The organism is Streptomyces sp. NPDC005202 (assembly GCF_040608235.1).
Lineage (GTDB): Bacteria > Actinomycetota > Actinomycetes > Streptomycetales > Streptomycetaceae > Streptomyces.
Genome location: NZ_JBEXHW010000032.1, coordinates 68,916 through 84,473, shown reverse-complemented (window position 1 = coordinate 84,473; position 15,558 = coordinate 68,916). Strand labels below are relative to the sequence as shown.

The 15,558-nt window shown below is 72.5% G+C and carries 11 protein-coding genes and 3 pseudogenes; 9 read left to right on the top strand and 5 right to left on the bottom strand.

Features of this window, described 5'->3' with window-relative positions; all coding sequences use genetic code 11:
* Positions 1 to 144, top strand: a pseudogene (locus tag ABZV31_RS31305) (IS5/IS1182 family transposase); the annotation flags it as partial.
* A 307-nt stretch (positions 145 to 451) separates the two neighbouring features.
* Here the strand turns inward: ABZV31_RS31305 and ABZV31_RS31300 are convergent.
* Together ABZV31_RS31300 and ABZV31_RS31295 are read right to left on the bottom strand one after the other, a co-directional pair.
* A complete protein-coding gene (locus ABZV31_RS31300) occupies positions 452 to 898 on the bottom strand; it encodes a cupin domain-containing protein (protein WP_355900263.1) in 447 nt (148 codons plus the stop codon).
* Between the two features lie 30 nt (positions 899 to 928).
* A complete protein-coding gene (locus ABZV31_RS31295; RefSeq protein WP_355900262.1) occupies positions 929 to 1,660 on the bottom strand; it encodes an NAD(P)H-binding protein in 732 nt (243 codons plus the stop codon).
* A gap of 637 nt (positions 1,661 to 2,297) precedes the next feature.
* On the opposite strand from ABZV31_RS31295, the gene ettA reads away from it, so the two are divergent.
* The 8 genes and pseudogenes from ettA (at position 2,298) to ABZV31_RS31255 (ending at position 11,061) form a co-directional block, all read left to right on the top strand.
* Positions 2,298 to 3,962: an energy-dependent translational throttle protein EttA gene (gene ettA, locus ABZV31_RS31290; RefSeq protein ID WP_355900261.1), complete on the top strand. Its 1,665-nt coding sequence runs from the start codon at positions 2,298 to 2,300 to the stop codon at positions 3,960 to 3,962.
* Between the two features lie 2 nt (positions 3,963 to 3,964).
* Positions 3,965 to 4,384, top strand: a complete 420-nt coding sequence (locus ABZV31_RS31285; protein ID WP_355900260.1) for a thioesterase family protein — start codon at positions 3,965 to 3,967, stop codon at positions 4,382 to 4,384.
* Positions 4,381 to 5,064, top strand: coding sequence for a hypothetical protein (locus ABZV31_RS31280; RefSeq protein WP_355900259.1), 684 nt, complete (start codon positions 4,381 to 4,383; stop codon positions 5,062 to 5,064). Before ABZV31_RS31285 ends, ABZV31_RS31280 begins: the two co-directional genes overlap by 4 nt.
* A 197-nt stretch (positions 5,065 to 5,261) precedes the next feature.
* Complete coding sequence (locus ABZV31_RS31275; RefSeq protein WP_355900258.1) at positions 5,262 to 5,666, top strand: globin; 405 nt, start codon at positions 5,262 to 5,264, stop codon at positions 5,664 to 5,666.
* 146 nt (positions 5,667 to 5,812) lie between these two features.
* On the top strand, positions 5,813 to 7,621 hold the full coding sequence (locus ABZV31_RS31270) for an ABC transporter permease (RefSeq protein WP_355900257.1): 1,809 nt from the start codon (positions 5,813 to 5,815) through the stop codon (positions 7,619 to 7,621).
* A 106-nt stretch (positions 7,622 to 7,727) separates the two neighbouring features.
* Positions 7,728 to 9,670, top strand: a pseudogene (locus ABZV31_RS31265) (ABC transporter permease); the annotation flags it as partial.
* Positions 9,671 to 9,677: 7 nt separating this feature from the next.
* A pseudogene (locus tag ABZV31_RS31260) lies at positions 9,678 to 9,917 on the top strand (ABC transporter ATP-binding protein); the annotation flags it as partial.
* 118 nt (positions 9,918 to 10,035) lie between these two features.
* Positions 10,036 to 11,061, top strand: a complete 1,026-nt coding sequence (locus ABZV31_RS31255) for a methyltransferase domain-containing protein (protein WP_355900256.1) — start codon at positions 10,036 to 10,038, stop codon at positions 11,059 to 11,061.
* Between the two features lie 219 nt (positions 11,062 to 11,280).
* On the opposite strand, the gene ABZV31_RS31250 is transcribed toward ABZV31_RS31255, so the two are convergent.
* The 3 genes from ABZV31_RS31250 to ABZV31_RS31240 all read right to left on the bottom strand — a co-directional run bounded on the left by ABZV31_RS31250 (position 11,281) and on the right by ABZV31_RS31240 (position 15,557).
* Positions 11,281 to 12,549: an FHA domain-containing protein gene (locus ABZV31_RS31250; protein ID WP_355900255.1), complete on the bottom strand. Its 1,269-nt coding sequence runs from the start codon at positions 12,547 to 12,549 to the stop codon at positions 11,281 to 11,283.
* 93 nt (positions 12,550 to 12,642) lie between these two features.
* Positions 12,643 to 14,025: a VWA domain-containing protein gene (locus ABZV31_RS31245; RefSeq protein WP_355900254.1), complete on the bottom strand. Its 1,383-nt coding sequence runs from the start codon at positions 14,023 to 14,025 to the stop codon at positions 12,643 to 12,645.
* A 137-nt stretch (positions 14,026 to 14,162) separates the two neighbouring features.
* Positions 14,163 to 15,557: a PP2C family serine/threonine-protein phosphatase gene (locus ABZV31_RS31240; protein WP_355900253.1), complete on the bottom strand. Its 1,395-nt coding sequence runs from the start codon at positions 15,555 to 15,557 to the stop codon at positions 14,163 to 14,165.
* Position 15,558 lies beyond the last annotated feature (1 nt).

Sequence of the window (15,558 nt, the reverse complement as noted above, 5' to 3'; positions counted from 1 at the left end):
GCAACACGGTTGAACGGGCCATCAACAGAATGAAGGACTGGCGCGGCATCGCCACCCGCTACGACAAGACGCCCGAGAGCTACCTCGCCGGACTCTCTCCGCGCAGCGACCATCTGGATCGGCAGCCTCCCGCAAGCCTGTTGATCACAACTGAAGACAGGCCCTAGGCTAGGACCGTCAGCAACCGATCCACATAGAGCTACGGATCAGATGTTCCCCCTGCCACAGCCGTGCCAGATCGGGCGGGGAGCCACGGGGAACTGCGGTGGTCGGCGGTGGCTTTGCCCACGTCTGCCGATGTGGGCGTTCCCGCAGGTCATAGCCAGACCCGCTTCACCTCGCTCCTAAAGCGGGTGTTGCAGGTTCGGATTCTGCCTGGGCACAAGCCAAAACGCCCCGGCTCGATCATGGTCCGGAACGTTTGACGTTCAGATCCGGCATCAGTGGCGGATCAGGTGCCTGGGCGGGGAGCTCGCAGGTGTTGACGCTGGGCCAGCTCTTCGTCGTCGACCAGGGTGAGCATGGGCTGACCCGGCGCACACATCATGGTGACGAGGAAGCGGCTCCAGGAGTCCGTCCGGTTGTTCCCGTCCTGGTAGTGGATGACATCGCCGCCCGGCTCCCAGAACGTCTCCCCGGCCCTGATCACCCGCTCCGGCTCGCCTTCCAGCTCGAAGAGCATCTCCCCCTCCAGCATGTAGCCGAAAGCGGGTCCTGAATGCCGGTGCGGAGGGGTGCCGGGGTCGCCGGGAGGGAACTCGATGAGGACCGTCGTCGCCTCTGCCCCCTCCGGAATGAACGGCGGTTTCACCGACTGCAGCTCGGTGAGCGCCGTCTTCCATGCTTCAGAGCGTGGTTGGCTCTCGGCGCTGCCTGCCGCCGGCTCATTGTTCGACATGGCGAGGCCTCCACTGGTGGGCTGGCTGGGTCAGGAGAGCCAGTCGGTGTAGTGGGTGGGGGCGATGCGGGCGTCGCCCTTGGCGGTGAGGGCGTCGCCGTGGACGGCGGCGAACATGCCGGCGGTGTCGTCGGCGACGACCGTGCGGCCGTCGGGATGGGCGTTCAGGGTGATCCGGCCGAGCTCGTCGAGGGGGAGGACGTCGGGCCCGGCGATGTTGAGGGTGCCGTTCAAAGGGGTACCGGCGGCGACTTCGGCGACGGTGTCGGAGACGTCCTGGGCAGCGATCGGCTGGAGCGGGGTGGTGGGCAGGCGGACGGTGTCGCCCTCGGTGGTCCAGGACAGGACCGCGTCGATGAACTCCATGAACTGCGTGGCGCGGACGATTGAGTAGGGGATCGGCCCGGCCTTGAGGATGTCTTCCTGCAGGGCCTTGGCCCGGTAGTAGACGAGGTCGGCCACCTGGTCCGCCCCGACGATCGAGAGGATGACGACGTGCCCCACCCCGCCCCTATGGCCGGCGGCCAGGAGGTTGTCCATCGAGGTCTGGAAGAACGCCGGGGAAGCGTCGTCGAAGGTCGGGGAATTCGTCAGGTTGACGATGACGTCGGCGTCGGCCACCGCCTCCGTCAGGCCCTTCCCTGTGATCACGTCGACACCTGTGGACATCGAGTGCGGCACGGCTTCGTGTCCGGCCGCGTTCAACTTCTTCACGACCTGCGACCCGATCAGGCCAGTACCGCCGATGACTGTGAACTTCATGGGTCACCTTTCGTCGCACCGATCGGTCATGTGTCCAGATTGCGACAGTGCAATGCGCGGCGCACGCGGTCGTGCGCTCCTGGGCATCCCCGTGGCGCTGCGTGCTGACGGCAACACTGACGGCATTAGGGACCCGAATTCGCGACTGCGAGCACCTACAGCGCGCGGCACCGGGTCCTGAATTGCCTGTTATGGAGTGGCCTGCTGGGGCAGTCCAACGCCCGATAAGGAAGAGGCCATAGGTTCAGCCCGACCAGCACAAAGACCCAGACCGATCAGGGTCTGGGCCTTTTGGCCTGTTCAGGGCACGTTTCAGAGGGCTTCTTTAGACGGCGTGATCGGCTCGCCGGACTTGCGTACTGGAGGCAAAAGACTCCAGGGTCGGGTGATCCATTCGTTGGGTGACTCTGGGTAGGAGCCAGGCCCGGTCAGCAGCAGAGCGCTGGGCCGTCCCTGGGCCGTCCGAGGCCCGAGGCCGACCAACGGCGACCGACAGTGACAGTCGAGCTGCAGCCGCCAGCAGCAAAACCCCAGGTCAGAGGCCCTCGACCAGACGGGTTTCCGCCCAAGGGTGGCGGTACGGCAAGATGGGGTGCATCTGCCCACTGCCAGATTTCAAGCTGCCGGACGGTTTCTCTTGGCTGAGTTCATTTACACCATGCGCAAGGCGCGCAAGGCGCACGGCGACAAGGTGATCCTCGACGACGTCACCCTGAACTTCCTTCCGGGTGCGAAGATCGGCGTCGTCGGCCCGAACGGTGCCGGTAAGTCGACCGTCCTGAAGATCATGGCCGGTCTCGAGCAGCCGTCGAACGGTGACGCCTTCCTGTCGCCCGGATACAGCGTCGGCATCCTGCTGCAGGAGCCCCCGCTGAACGAGGAGAAGACGGTCCTGGAGAACGTCCAGGAGGGTGTCGCCGAGATCAAGGGCAAGCTCGACCGGTTCAACGAGATCGCCGAGCAGATGGCGACCGACTACTCGGACGCGCTGCTGGAGGAGATGGGCAAGCTCCAGGAGGAGCTCGACCACGCGGGCGCCTGGGACCTCGACGCCCAGCTCGAGCAGGCCATGGACGCCCTCGGCTGCCCGCCCGGCGACTGGCCCGTCACCAACCTCTCCGGTGGTGAGCGCCGTCGTGTCGCGCTGTGCAAGCTGCTCCTCGAGCAGCCCGACCTGCTGCTCCTCGACGAGCCCACCAACCACCTCGACGCCGAGTCGGTGAGCTGGCTGGAGCAGCACCTGGCCAAGTACGAGGGCACCGTCGTGGCCATCACCCACGACCGGTACTTCCTGGACAACGTCGCCGAGTGGATCCTCGAGCTCGACCGCGGCCGCGCCTACCCCTACCAGGGCAACTACTCCACCTACCTGGAGACCAAGGCCGCCCGCCTCAAGGTCGAGGGCCAGAAGGACGCCAAGCGGCAGAAGCGGCTGAAGGAAGAGCTGGACTGGGTGCGCTCCAACGCCAAGGGGCGTCAGGCCAAGTCCAAGGCGCGTCTGGCCCGCTACGAGGAGATGGCCGCCGAGGCCGAGAAGATGCGGAAGCTGGACTTCGAGGAGATCCAGATCCCGCCGGGGCCGCGCCTGGGCAACGTTGTGGTCGAGGTCGAGAACCTCAGCAAGGCCTTCGGTGACAAGGTCCTCGTCGACGACCTCAGCTTCAGCCTGCCCCGCAACGGCATCGTCGGCGTCATCGGCCCGAACGGCGCCGGCAAGACCACCCTGTTCAAGATGATCCAGGGCATCGAGCAGCCGGACTCCGGCACGATCAAGGTCGGCGACACCGTCAAGATCTCCTACGTCGACCAGGGCCGCGAGAACATCGACCCGAAGAAGACGCTGTGGGAGGTCGTGTCCGACGGGCTCGACTACATCAACGTCGGGCAGGTCGAGATGCCGTCGCGGGCGTACGTCTCCGCGTTCGGCTTCAAGGGTCCGGACCAGCAGAAGCCTGCCGGTGTCCTCTCCGGCGGTGAGCGCAACCGCCTCAACCTCGCACTCACCCTGAAGCAGGGCGGCAACCTGCTGCTCCTCGACGAGCCGACCAACGACCTGGACGTGGAGACCCTGTCCTCGCTCGAGAACGCTCTTCTCGAGTTCCCGGGCTGCGCCGTGGTCGTCTCCCACGACCGGTGGTTCCTCGACCGCGTGGCGACGCACATCCTCGCCTACGAGGGCGACTCCAAGTGGTTCTGGTTCGAGGGCAACTTCGAGTCGTACGAGAAGAACAAGATCGAGCGGCTCGGCCCGGACGCGGCCCGTCCGCACCGCGCCACCTACAAGAAGCTGACCCGGGGCTGATCTTGCGCCACATCTACCGCTGCCCCTTGCGCTGGGCGGACATGGACGCGTACGGCCACGTCAACAACGTGGTCTTCCTCCGCTACCTGGAGGAGGCCCGTATCGACTTCCTGTTCCGCCCGGACAAGGACTTCAAGCAGGGGTCCGTGGTGGCGCGCCACGAGATCGACTACAAGCGGCAGCTCGTCCACCGGCACGAGCCGGTGGACATCGAGCTGTGGGTCACGGAGATCAAGGCGGCGTCCTTCACCCTCGGCTACGAGGTCAAGGACGGCGACCAGGTCTACGTGCGGGCCTCCACGGTGATCGTGCCGTTCGACTTCGAGGCGCAGCGGCCGCGCCGGATCACCGCGGAGGAGCGCGAGTTCCTCCAGGAGTATCTGGAGGACGCCGACGGCGAGGAGGAGGCCGTCGCCGCATGACGGTACTCCACCTCGCCGACGAGACGGAGGCGGCGGACCTCGCGGCCTTCCTCTCCCGGCTGCTCCACTACGACCGTTCCGCCGCGGTGCGCCTGCAGGCGGCGGGCACGGCACTCGCGGTGTTCGGGCGGCCGGCGTCCTTCGAGGTGCTGGCCGTGCGCGCGGTGCGGCTCGCCAAGCCGTACGAGAACGGGCTCGACGTCACCCTCGACGTGACCGTCTCCGCGGGTGAACTCCTGGAGTCGGTGGACGAGTCGGCGGTCACGGCCGCCGTTCCGGCGGCGGTGACCGGGCCGCCGTGGGCGGGTGTGCTCCCGCCGCGCGGTGGCTGGCGGCCGGAGCCGGGGCTGCCTGCGGCGGACTCCCTGCGCGCCATGGTGGCCGTCGCCGTCGCCGAATTCCGCTCACGGACGCAGGAGTTGGCCCCCGAACAGCGCACGCGCGCCGAGCTCGACCGGATCGGGCGGGAGATCTGGTCCCGGACGGTCGGGGAGACGCGGTTGCCGGTGCGGGCCGTGCACGCGGCGCAGTCCCTGGGGTTCCTGCGGTCCTCGCCGGCCTCGGGCGAGGGGGGCCTGGGGCTGTTCTCGTCGGGGGCGTGGCTCCGGCTGCGGACGCCGTTCGGGTCGATCGCCGTACGGCGGGCGGGGCTCGGGGCGCTGGGCGTGAGCGTGCGCTGATCCCCGGGCCGTGGTCCGGCTCGGCGGCGAGCCGGTCGGTGTGGCTGGTCGGTGACCGGTTGCTGCCTCGGTGGCGTTCTGCGCGGCCGAGGGAGTCATGGTTCCCTTTCTGCCGCCCTGTGAGGTGAATCACCCCTCGGTTCTCGTGCCGACGGATCGTCTATGTCCTCCGTCCGGCGGTCTGAGACGATGGACGGGTGAAAGAGATTCGGCGCGGCACGCTTCAGAAGCAGACCTTCTACGAGCAGGTCGGCGGGGAGGAGACCTTCCGCCGGCTGGTCCACCGTTTCTACGAAGGAGTCGCCGAGGACCCCGTCCTGCGGCCCATGTACCCCGAGGAGGACCTCGGTCCGGCCGAGGAGCGCCTCACGCTGTTCCTGATCCAGTACTGGGGCGGCCCGTCGACGTACAGCGAGCGCCGCGGCCACCCGCGCCTGCGGATGCGTCACGCGCCCTTCACGGTCGACCGGGCGGCGCACGACGCCTGGCTGAAGCACATGCGGGTCGCCGTCGAGGAGCTCGGCCTGTCCGAGGAGCACGAGCAGACGCTGTGGAACTACCTGACGTACGCGGCCGCTTCGATGGTGAACACCCCCGACTGAGTGCTCCCCTGCCCTGAGTCCCGGATTCCGGTCGTACGGCGCCGGATTCCGGTCACAATCCGGTCAAGCTCGGTCCACAAGCGCTTACCCGCGACCCGTCGTCTCTGACAACATCGCCCGAAGGCCTGGACAACGGCGGGGGCTGGGTGGCGGGGTTCGCGGGATTCGTCCTGTTACGTGCGCGGGCGCATCGTCTGCTCCTGGCCGCCGCCCTGCTCACGGTCCTGTTGACCACGGCCGTGCTGGCGACCCTCGCCGCCTACTCCGGTGCGATCGGCGACTCGGCGCTGCGCCACTCCCTGCGGGACACCCGCAACGCGGCCGACGCCACCCTGGTCGTCAAGGCCGATGTGCCGCCCGCCCGGCGCGCGGCCGCCGACATCGCCGTACGGAACAGGGCCCGCGCGGCCTTCGACGGGCTGCCGGTGACCGTGCGGACCCTGGTGCGGTCGGGCCCGTACGCCCTGCCCCGCTCGCTGCAACCGCCGGCCGAACTCCCCCAAGCTCCCGGCTCCGCTCGAGCAGGGGACACCCCCGTCGGGGACCCGGACCTGACGCACTTCGCGGCGCTGGACCACACACAGGTGCGGATCGTCGCCGGGCGCCTCCCGCGCCGGACGGTGGGGGACCTCGAGGTGGCGCTGCCCCAGACCGCCGCCCGGCGCCTCGGCCTGCGGCCCGGCGCCCGGCTCACCCTCGCCGACCGGCTCGGCGGCCCGAAGGTCCACGTGTGGATCACCGGGCTGTACCGGCCCGCTCAGGCCGGCGCACCGTACTGGCAGCTGGACGACCTGGGCGGCCGCGGAATCCGGAAGGTCGGCTTCACCACGTACGGTCCCCTCCTCGCCGACCCCGGCGTCCTCACCGGCCGGCAGGTGAGCGCGGGGCCGTCGGCGTGGCAGGCGTCGGCGGACTTCTCGGCGCTGACGACCGCGCGGATCGGCGCGCTGCGCACGGCGGTCCGGGACGGCGCCGCGTCACTGCGGAAGGCGGTCGCGCCGGGAAGCACACCCGTCGTCACGACCTCGCTGCCCGACGTCCTGGACTGCATCGACCGCTCGCTGCTCGTCTCCCGGTCGACCCTCCTGATCGCCGCGCTCCAACTGGCGCTGCTCGCGGGCTACGCGCTGCAGGTCGCGCAGCCCGCGCCGCCGGAGATCACGGCCGTGGCGACCGACGGGTTCCTGGCGTCCACGGGAGCGCGTTCCGGGCAGCGCGTGGACGTGACGTTCGGCGGACGGAACCTCCCCGTGCGGATCGTACGGTCGGTGCGGGCCCTGCCGACCACGGCCGGGGCGGGGGACGGGACGGCCCGCGACGGCGGGGCCCTGGTGGCCGATCTGCGGTCGGTGAACCGCGTGCTGGAGGTGCGCCACGGCGAGAGCGTCGTGCCCACCGAGTGGTGGCTGCGGACGGCTCAGGGCGACGCGGCGCAGGTGGCCGCGGCCGTACGGTCCCTGCCCGATGTCGATCCGGCGCAGGTCGTGGTGCGGGACGAGATCGCCGCGCAGTTGCGCGACGACCCGTTCGGCGTCGGGCCCGCGGCCGCCTTCACTGCAGCGGCCGTGGTGGCGGCGCTGGCCGCGGTCGGCTTCGCGGTGAGCGCGGCCGGGGCGCTGCGGGCGCGGGGCGCCGAGTTCGCCGTACTGCGCGCCCTCGGCGCCCCGCGCCGCCAACTCGCCCGCATGATCGCCGCCGAGCAAAGGGTGCTGGCGACCTTGGCGCTGGTGGTGGGCGTGGCCCTGGGAGCCGTGCTGACCCGAGCCGTGATCCCGCTGATCGTCCTGACCGCGCAGGCCAGGAAACCGGTGCCGAGGATGCTCGTCGAACTGCCGGCCGCCCGCGTGGCCGTCCTGCTCGCGGCCGTCGCCGTCGCACCGCTCGCCGTCACGGCGGCGCTGACCCTGCGCCGAGCCGACCCGGCGACGTCCCTGCGGGACGGGGGAGGTGAGTGAGCTGAAGCCCGTCGTCGTGAAGCCCGCCGTCGTGAAGCCCGCCGTCGTGAAGCCCGCCGTCGTGCACCCCGTCGTCGTGCACCCCGTCGTCGTGGAGCCCGTCGTCGTGTACCCCGTCGTCCCCTGGATCCGCGTCCGGCTGCGCACCGCGCCCGGTGCCGCGGCCGCCCTGGCGGTGCTGGTCGCGCTGACCGCCTGCCTGGCCGCCGCGTTCCCGCGCGCGCTCGACCGGTACGAGGACGCCGGCCTGGTCGGGGCGGTGGCGCGGGCACACCCCGACCGGACCACCGTCGGGCTGTTCGCCCCGCCCCCCGGCCTCCAACTCCCGCAGCGGCAACGGGAGCAGGCGCTGCTCCCAAAGACCCTGCGCCGGCAGTACGCCGAGGTCCTCGGCGCCGTCGAACGCCCACTGGCCGCCGACCTCGCCCAGTCGTCGTACGGGGTGCGGACCGCCACCGACCTCGCGGTGCCCGACCGTTGGATCCCGAGGCCCAGCGGGCTGCCCGCGCACGTGGCCCTCGTCGCGCAGAACGGGCTGGCCGCCCATGCGTCGGTGCGCACGGGCCGTCTGCCGCGGGCGACCGGCCGGGTGACCGCGGCGACCGCCGGCGTGGAGGCCGCCGTGAGCGCCGAGACGGCCAGGAGCCTGCACATCAAGGCGGGTTCGGTGATCCACGTACCCGGCGTGGGCCGCCCCCCCCGCTCATCGTCCGCGTCACCGCCATCGTCACCCCGCGCGATCCCGGCGGCGCCTACTGGTCCACCGCGCCCCTGCTGCGCACCCCGTCCCTGGTGCGCCTGCCCTCGACGGACCCCGATCCGCAGACGTACTGGCTCGGCGCCCTGCTTCTTCCGCCCGAGGCGGCCCCCGCCCTGCTGGGCACGGCCGGAAACCCCTGGCGCTACTGGCAGGTGGCCCCCGACCCCCGCACCCTCCACGCCCACGACCTGGGCCGCCTGAAGTCCGCGGTCGCCGCCCTGGAGTCCGGGCCGGGTCTGCGCCAGGTCCGCACGGTCACCGATCCGGGCACGGAGGCGGACACCGGCCTCGACGACGTGCTCACCGCCTACAGCCGCCTCCGCTCCGGCATCGGCCCGCTGGTCGCCGTCGCCGCCTTCGGCACCGCGACGGTCGCCGCCTTCGGCACCGCGACGGTTGCCGCCTTCGGCACCGCGACGGTCGCCGCCTTCGGCACCGCGACGGTTGCCGCCTTCGGCACCGCGACGGTTGCCGCCTTCGGCACCGCGACGGTCGCCGCCGTCGTCCTGCTGATGGCCGGCGGCCTCGCCGCCAACCGCCGCCGCGCCGAACTCGCCCTGCTGCGCGCCCGCGGCGTCTCCCTGCGCGGCCTCGCCGGTCGGCTGCTCGCCGAGACGGCGGTGGTCGCCGTCCCCGCGGGCGCGCTCGGCCTCGCGGCGGCGCTGCTCGCCGTCCCGCAGGGCCGCCGCTCCCTGGCGATCGCGGCGGCCGCGTCGGTCACGGCCGTCGCCTGGGCCGCGCTGCCCCTGCGCGCGGCGGCCACGCACCGCACCGTGCGCGTCCACGGCCCACGCGAGGACGCGGTGTCGGTACGTCCCTCCCGGCGCCGCACGGTTCGCGGAGCTCACGCTGCTGGTGCTCGCGGCGGGGGCGGTGGAGGCGTTGCAGCGCAGGGGTGTGTCGGGGGCGTCGGCTGCCCCGGCCCCGTCGGGCGCTTCCGGAGCCGCCGGCTCGTCCGGAGACCAACTGGTGTCGCTGGCACCGGTGTTGGTGGGGGTGATCGCGGCCTTGGTGCTGGTCCGCCTGTACCCGTCGCCGTTGCGCTGGCTGGCGCGCCCGGCCGTCCGGCTGCGCGGCGCGGTGGGCCACCTGTCCCTGGCCCGCGCCGGCCGTACGTCCGTCTCGGCTGCGCTGCCCTGCTGGCGCTGCTGACCGCGGTCACCACTGCGGCCTTCGGCGGCTCCGTCCTGGCGGGCGTGGCCGGGGCCCGCGACCACGCGGCGCTGCTCGCCGTCGGCGCCGACGCCCGCGTCGAGGCGACCGTCCCGCTGCCGGCGGCGCTGCCCGACCCCGAGGCGCCGCACGGTCGCCATCCGCGACGGCCGCACCTCAACGGAGCTCCTGCGCCGCAGCGAGGTCGACGCGGCGACCGGCGACGAGAGGGTGGTGAGCCGCGAGTACGCCATGCTCGACCGCGCCGGCCGCCTCCAGCTCCCCGCCGAGTACACCCGGGCCCTCGGCATGCGTGACCGCGTGGCGCTGGAACTGGAGCCGGACCACATCGCCGTCCGGCCGGACGACAGCGAGCGGGACTGACCGAGCCGCCCGACCCCGGGGACCGCCCAGGGCTCAGAACCACCGGATCCGACCGGTCGAATCCGGATCGGCGGAGTCGGTACTCGCCTCGGACCGAGTCCCGCAGCACAGTGGACCCATGGGCGCGCACGCTGTCGACAAGGAGCTGGAGAACCTCGCCGCCGCGGCGCGGGCGGCACTGGTGCGCGAGATCGACGCGAGCGGGGCCTGGGCGTCCGACCCGGGGTGGCGGGAGGCGTTCGAGGCGGTGCCGCGGCATCTCTTCGTGCCGTACTACTACGTCGCCGGTGGGGGTTCTCCCTGCTCGAGCGGAGCCGAGAGCTCGGGGGAGGGCGGCTACGAGCGCCGGTGGGGCGAGAGCCCGGAACCGGAGGCGCGGGAGCGCTGGCTGCGGGGTGCGTACGCCGACGCCCCGCTGGCCACCCGGCTGCGCGACGGCGAGCTGGTCTCCTCCAGCAGCCAGCCCTCGCTCATGGCGAAGATGCTGGCCGAGCTGCGGGTGGAGGACGGCAACCGGGTCCTGGAGATCGGCGCCGGCACCGGCTACAACGCGGCCCTGCTCGCCCACCGGCTCGGCGACGAGGACCTCGTCACCACCGTCGACCTGGAGCCGGAGATCACCGAGTCGGCGCGGCAGCACCTGGCCGCCGCCGGGTACCACCCGGTCGTCGTCACCGGCGACGGTGCCCGCGGAGTGCCCGAACGCGCTCCCTTCGACCGGATCATCGCCACCTGCGCACTGCCGTCGATCCCCCGCGCCTGGCTCGCCCAGTGCACGCCCGGCGCCCGGATCCTGACGCCGATCGCCACGGGCCTGGTCGCGCTGACCGTGCGGGACGCCGCGCACGCCGAGGGACACTTCCTGGACACGTCCGCCTACTTCGTGCCGCTGCGCGGCGTGAGCTGGCCCGAGGTTCATGCCCCGCAGCCGGGCGGGTTGCCGCGCCGGGCCCGGGAGGACGAACTGTTCCGCTTCCTGCTGGCGTTGACCCGCGGCCGCCTCGACGCGCAGGAGGCGTACGCCCTGTGGGAGCGCGAGGGTCGGCCGCAGCGGGAGCGGTACGGGATCACGGTGAGCGACGAGCGCGAGTGGGCGTGGCTGGACGACCCGCAGGGGCCGCACGCCTGGCCCCTCCCGGGCTAGGACCTCACAATTCCCGCCGGGCCCGCGACGCCTGGTACCGCACCTCGCTGCGTTGTCGGGCACGCCCGCGTACGCCCAGTACGCGGGCGACCCTCCGCCTTGCGATGCACGGCACCAGACGCCGCGGGCTGATCCGACGCGCATAGTCGGACAGGCCCTAATAGCCAGTGCATCCGGCCCGTGGAGCGCTGCCGGGCCCGCGAGTCCTTCCGGCGCCGGTCAGGCGCCCTGGCTGCGCCGGATGGTGATCGTTGTCCACGCGCCCACGTGCACCCGGTCGCCGTCCTGCAGCGGCACCGGAACGAAGGGCTGGATCGGCTCCTCGGAGCCGTTGACCGTCGTGCCGTTGGTCGAGTTCTGGTCGACGATCGCCCAGCCGCCGTCGGGCTGCTGGACCAGCACCGCGTGCTGGTGCGAGACGCCCGGGTCCTCCGGCGGCACCGACAGGTCGATGTCGGGGGTGTCGCCGGTGGACTGGCGGCGGCGGCCGATGGTGACCTGGTTGCCGGTCAGCGTGCGCTGCTGCTCGGGCGAGTACGCGGGCAGGTTCAGGCCCGCGGCCTCGGGGCCGGAGCGCTGCATCATCGCCATGAAGTACTCACGGTCCGGACCGATGGTCGCCGTCCAGGTCGCCGGCTGCTGATGCTGCTGCGGGAAGGCGGGGCCGGGCGGGGCCTGGGTGGAGCCGGGCTGCGGGTAGCCGTAGCCGCTGCCCTGACCGGCACCGGGGCCGCCGGGTCCGGTCGGGCCGGACGGTCCCGTGGACGACGGCGGGGAGAGCACCCAGTCGTCGCCACCGCCGAAGGGCGGGCCGCCCGGCTGCGGCCGGCCCGTCTCCTGCGGGAACGCGGGCGGAGCCGGCGGGCCGGACTGCTGGAACGCCTGCGGGGCGCCCCCCGTCGCACCGGGACCGGTGGGCGGGGTCGGCCCGGGCGGCGGCGGAACGGGCCGCGACGGGTCGGAGCCGAAGCCGGGCGGTCCGGACGGTCCGGGGTTCCCGCCGAAGCCGGAGGGCCCCGGCGCCCCGGTGCGGCCCGAGGGCTCGCCACTGAAGGGCGGGCCCGGCGGGATCGGCTCGGCGGGCCGGTTCACCTGCGAGGGCCGGGAGCTCTGGTACTCGTACGAGTCGCCGCCGCCGTAGGAGGGGCCGGGCGGCTGCTGGAAGCGGGCGGCCGGGCCGGGCGCCGGCGGGGTGTACGAGGTCGCCGTGTTCGTCAGGAAGTTCCACCGGCACTCCTCGCAGAACGGCGCGCCGCCCTCGCGGGGCGTGCGGCACTGCGGGCAGAGCTCCGGCTCCGGGTCCGGTCCGGCGGACAGGTGCCCGCGACCGGCGGACTGGCCGCCCGGGCCCGGCGCCGGCGGGAAGCCGTAGCCGCCGGCCGGGGGAGGCGGCGGGGGAGGTGGAGGTACGGCACCGGCCATGCGGTGACCGCAGACCTCGCACCAGTCGTCGGAACCCGACTGGTGTCCGTTCGGGCAGGTCGGCATGTCGGCGCTTCCCCCTCTCCTTTTCCGGCCGCTTCGACCGGATTTCTCCAACCCCAAGGGGTCAGGCTCGCTGTTTGTCAGTGTCTCTCTACGTCACTTCTTTACACGAACAGTCTTTGTGGACCGTGTCTCGAGAGTCATCTCGTCGGCCTCCTCGACCTTCGCCTTCAGTCGCACAGTACCTGCCGCGGCGTCGACCACGTCCACCACCTTCGCAAGCAGTTTCGCAGTATCCGCGTTTCCCGAGGCGCTGGCGAGCTGAACCGCTCGGCCCAGTTTGGCCGTTGCTCCATCGAAGTCTCCCGCTTTGCGTAGATCGAGCCCCTGTTGGATGGCCTGTGCCAGTTCGGCCTGGCCGGTGTAGTGGGCGACCTGGGGGTTGATGGAGGTGGAGGCGGTCATGTCGTCGGTCCACACGGCCCTCACCAGGCCCTGGGCGCCGAGGTTCTGGGCCGTTCCTCCCCCACTCTCGGCTCCGCTCGAGCGGGAGGGGCCCCCAGGCTGGGGCACGACCAGGGAGACCCGGGCGGCGAGCATCTCCTGGCCGATGTTGGCCGAGGGCACCTCGACACAGAGGTGGTAGTCACGGGACTCGTCTCCCCAGGACCCGGTGGGGTAGTCCCCGGTGCGCGGGCCCGCCTCGGTGCGGCGGTCGGTCAACTCCTCGACGGTGGGCGCGACCTGCTTGACGAACTTGATGGCCGTGCCGACCGGCGTCCACACCCTGAGGGCGACGTCCGCGACCTCCTTGCCCATCGCCGTCTCCATCATCTGCGTGAAGTCGGCGGCCAGGCCCGCCGGGTCGGCGACGATGTCGGCGGTGCCGAGCAGCGCGGAGGCGATCCCTGTGACTTCTTTCACTTCCCAGTCGGTGCCCACGCCGCGGGCGTCACAGGTGAAGCGTCCGGCGCACGCGTCGAGCGAGGCCTTGAGGTCCTGCGGCGACTCGTGCTCGTTGCGGCCGTCGGTGAGCAGGATGCCGTGGCGGATGGCGACGTCCGCCGAGGACAGCAGCCGGTCCGCCAGCCGCAGCCAGGTGCCGATGGCCGTGCCGCCACCCGCGCTCAGCTTGCGCAGCGCCTGCTTGGCCTGCTCGCGCGTGGTGGCGTCGGCCACCGCCAGGCGGCCGCCGCCCGGGTAGACCTCCTTGGCCACGTGGGTGCCGCCGATCACCGCGAAGTGCACGCCGTCGCGCAGGGTGTCGATCGCGGCGGCCGTGGCGTCCCGAGCGTTGCGCATCTTGGTCGGCGGGTAGTCCATCGAGCCCGAGCAGTCGACCATGAGCGCCACCGCCGCGGACGGGCCCCCGCCGGGCGCGTACAGGTGGGGCGCCGCGACCGCGCCCCCGATCGTGCCGCCGCCGGTCGCGGTCACCGTGACGATCGCGTTGACCTCGCGGCCGCCCTCCGGCAGGTACTCGTTCTGGTACACGTCCATCGAGAACTGCGGCACGTTCGACTTCGAGAAATTGGCCATGCCTTCTCAGATCCCCCTCAGAACCCCCGCGGGCGGGGATGACGGCTGTGAACCGGACCAGTCCCCTCCGGTCCGTTGGGGCTTCCCCGTGCGAGGTGCCCGCCGGGGCTTCCCGTCGTGTGCCCCGGCGCACGGCCTCAGGCCGATCCTGCCCTTTGCGGCGGGGCCGGGAACGGCACGACGGCCACTGTTACGTTGTCGTGGCCCCCGCCGTCCAGGGCGTGGCCGACGAGCACCCGGGCGCTGTGCAGGGGCCGCACGGCGGCGTCGAGGGGGAGGGCCTCGGCCATCTCCTCGGCCGTCTCGGCGTAGTTCCACAGACCGTCCGTGCACACCACCACTACACCCGGCCGGTCGGGCTTGAAGGAAGCGGTGTGCGGCTCCAGTTCGTAGGCGTCCGCGCCGAGCCAGCCGGTGATCGCGTGGGCGCGCTCGTCGGCGTACGCCTCCGCCTCGCTCATCAGGCCCGCGGCGACCATCTGCGCGGCCCACGAGTCGTCCTCGGTGAGCCGGGCCGGGGGCGAACTGCGATCCACCGGGACCCAGTAGGCGCGGCTGTCGCCGACCCAGCCGACGACCAGCAGGCTGGAGGTGACCACCGCGCCGACCAGCGTGCAGGCGGGCGCGTTCTGGTGCGGGGTGTGCTCACGCGCCGAAGCGGGCTCCTCGGCCAGCGAGTTGACCGCGTGCGCCGCGGCGACGATGGCGTCGTGCATGGCCTGCTGCGGGTGTGCGCCGCTGGGCAGCGCGGCCAGCAGACACTCGCTCGCCGTCCGGGAGGCGGCCAGTGAGGCGTCGTCGGGGCGGGTCGCCGAGGACACGCCGTCGCAGACGATCGCGATGGTCACGGGCGAACCGTCGGGCAGCGCGGTGCAGCCGACGGCGAAGGCGTCCTCGTTGCGGTGGTGGCGCAGGCCCCGGTCGCTGACCGCGGCCACCGGGCCCGCCTCCTGCTCCATGTGGTCGCGTTCCCGCGGCTGGGCGTGTCCGCAGTTCTCGCAGTAGCCGTCGCTGTCCACGCGGCCCGCCCGGCAGGCCACGCACACCGGGGCGCCCTTGGTCGCGCCCTCGGCCGCGGTGGTGACGTCGGCGGCCACGCGCGGGTCCGGCGCCTGGAGCGGGTACTCCTCGGGCTCCGGCGGGCGGTCGAACCGCACGCCCGAGGCAGGGGACACCGGGGAGCCGGTGAGCGGCGGCGGCGCGGGCTGCGGCGGGTGCGGCAGGTCCGACGACAGCGGGGCGCCGCCCGAGTCCGTGCCCTGGAGGTCCGTCGGCAGATACAGCCGCGCCGGGGCGTCGGAGCCGTCCGGCTGGGACACGACCGGCCAGACGGCGCCCTCGGCACCCTCGGCGCCCTCGGGAGGCGCGGCCTGGTGCGGCACCGAGCCGTTGTCGATGGTGAGCGTGGGCGTGTCGTCCGGCGGGGCGGCGGCCGCGGACAGGTCGTATCCGCACGCGCCACAGAAACGGTCACCCGACTCGAGCGGCTCCGCACAGCTCGGGCAGGCGGACAACTGGTGCATCTGCGACATC

Bases quoted from the DNA above. Each gene is read 5' to 3' on its own strand.
- ABZV31_RS31300 (WP_355900263.1), bottom strand. From the start codon at position 898: ATGTCGAACAATGAGCCGGCGGCAGGCAGCGCCGAGAGCCAACCACGC.
- ABZV31_RS31295 (WP_355900262.1), bottom strand. From the start codon at position 1,660: ATGAAGTTCACAGTCATCGGCGGTACTGGCCTGATCGGGTCGCAGGTC.
- ABZV31_RS31280 (WP_355900259.1), top strand. From the start codon at position 4,381: ATGACGGTACTCCACCTCGCCGACGAGACGGAGGCGGCGGACCTCGCG.
- ABZV31_RS31255 (WP_355900256.1), top strand. From the start codon at position 10,036: ATGGGCGCGCACGCTGTCGACAAGGAGCTGGAGAACCTCGCCGCCGCG.
- ABZV31_RS31250 (WP_355900255.1), bottom strand. From the start codon at position 12,549: ATGCCGACCTGCCCGAACGGACACCAGTCGGGTTCCGACGACTGGTGC.
- ABZV31_RS31245 (WP_355900254.1), bottom strand. From the start codon at position 14,025: ATGGCCAATTTCTCGAAGTCGAACGTGCCGCAGTTCTCGATGGACGTG.
- ABZV31_RS31240 (WP_355900253.1), bottom strand. From the start codon at position 15,557: ATGTCGCAGATGCACCAGTTGTCCGCCTGCCCGAGCTGTGCGGAGCCG.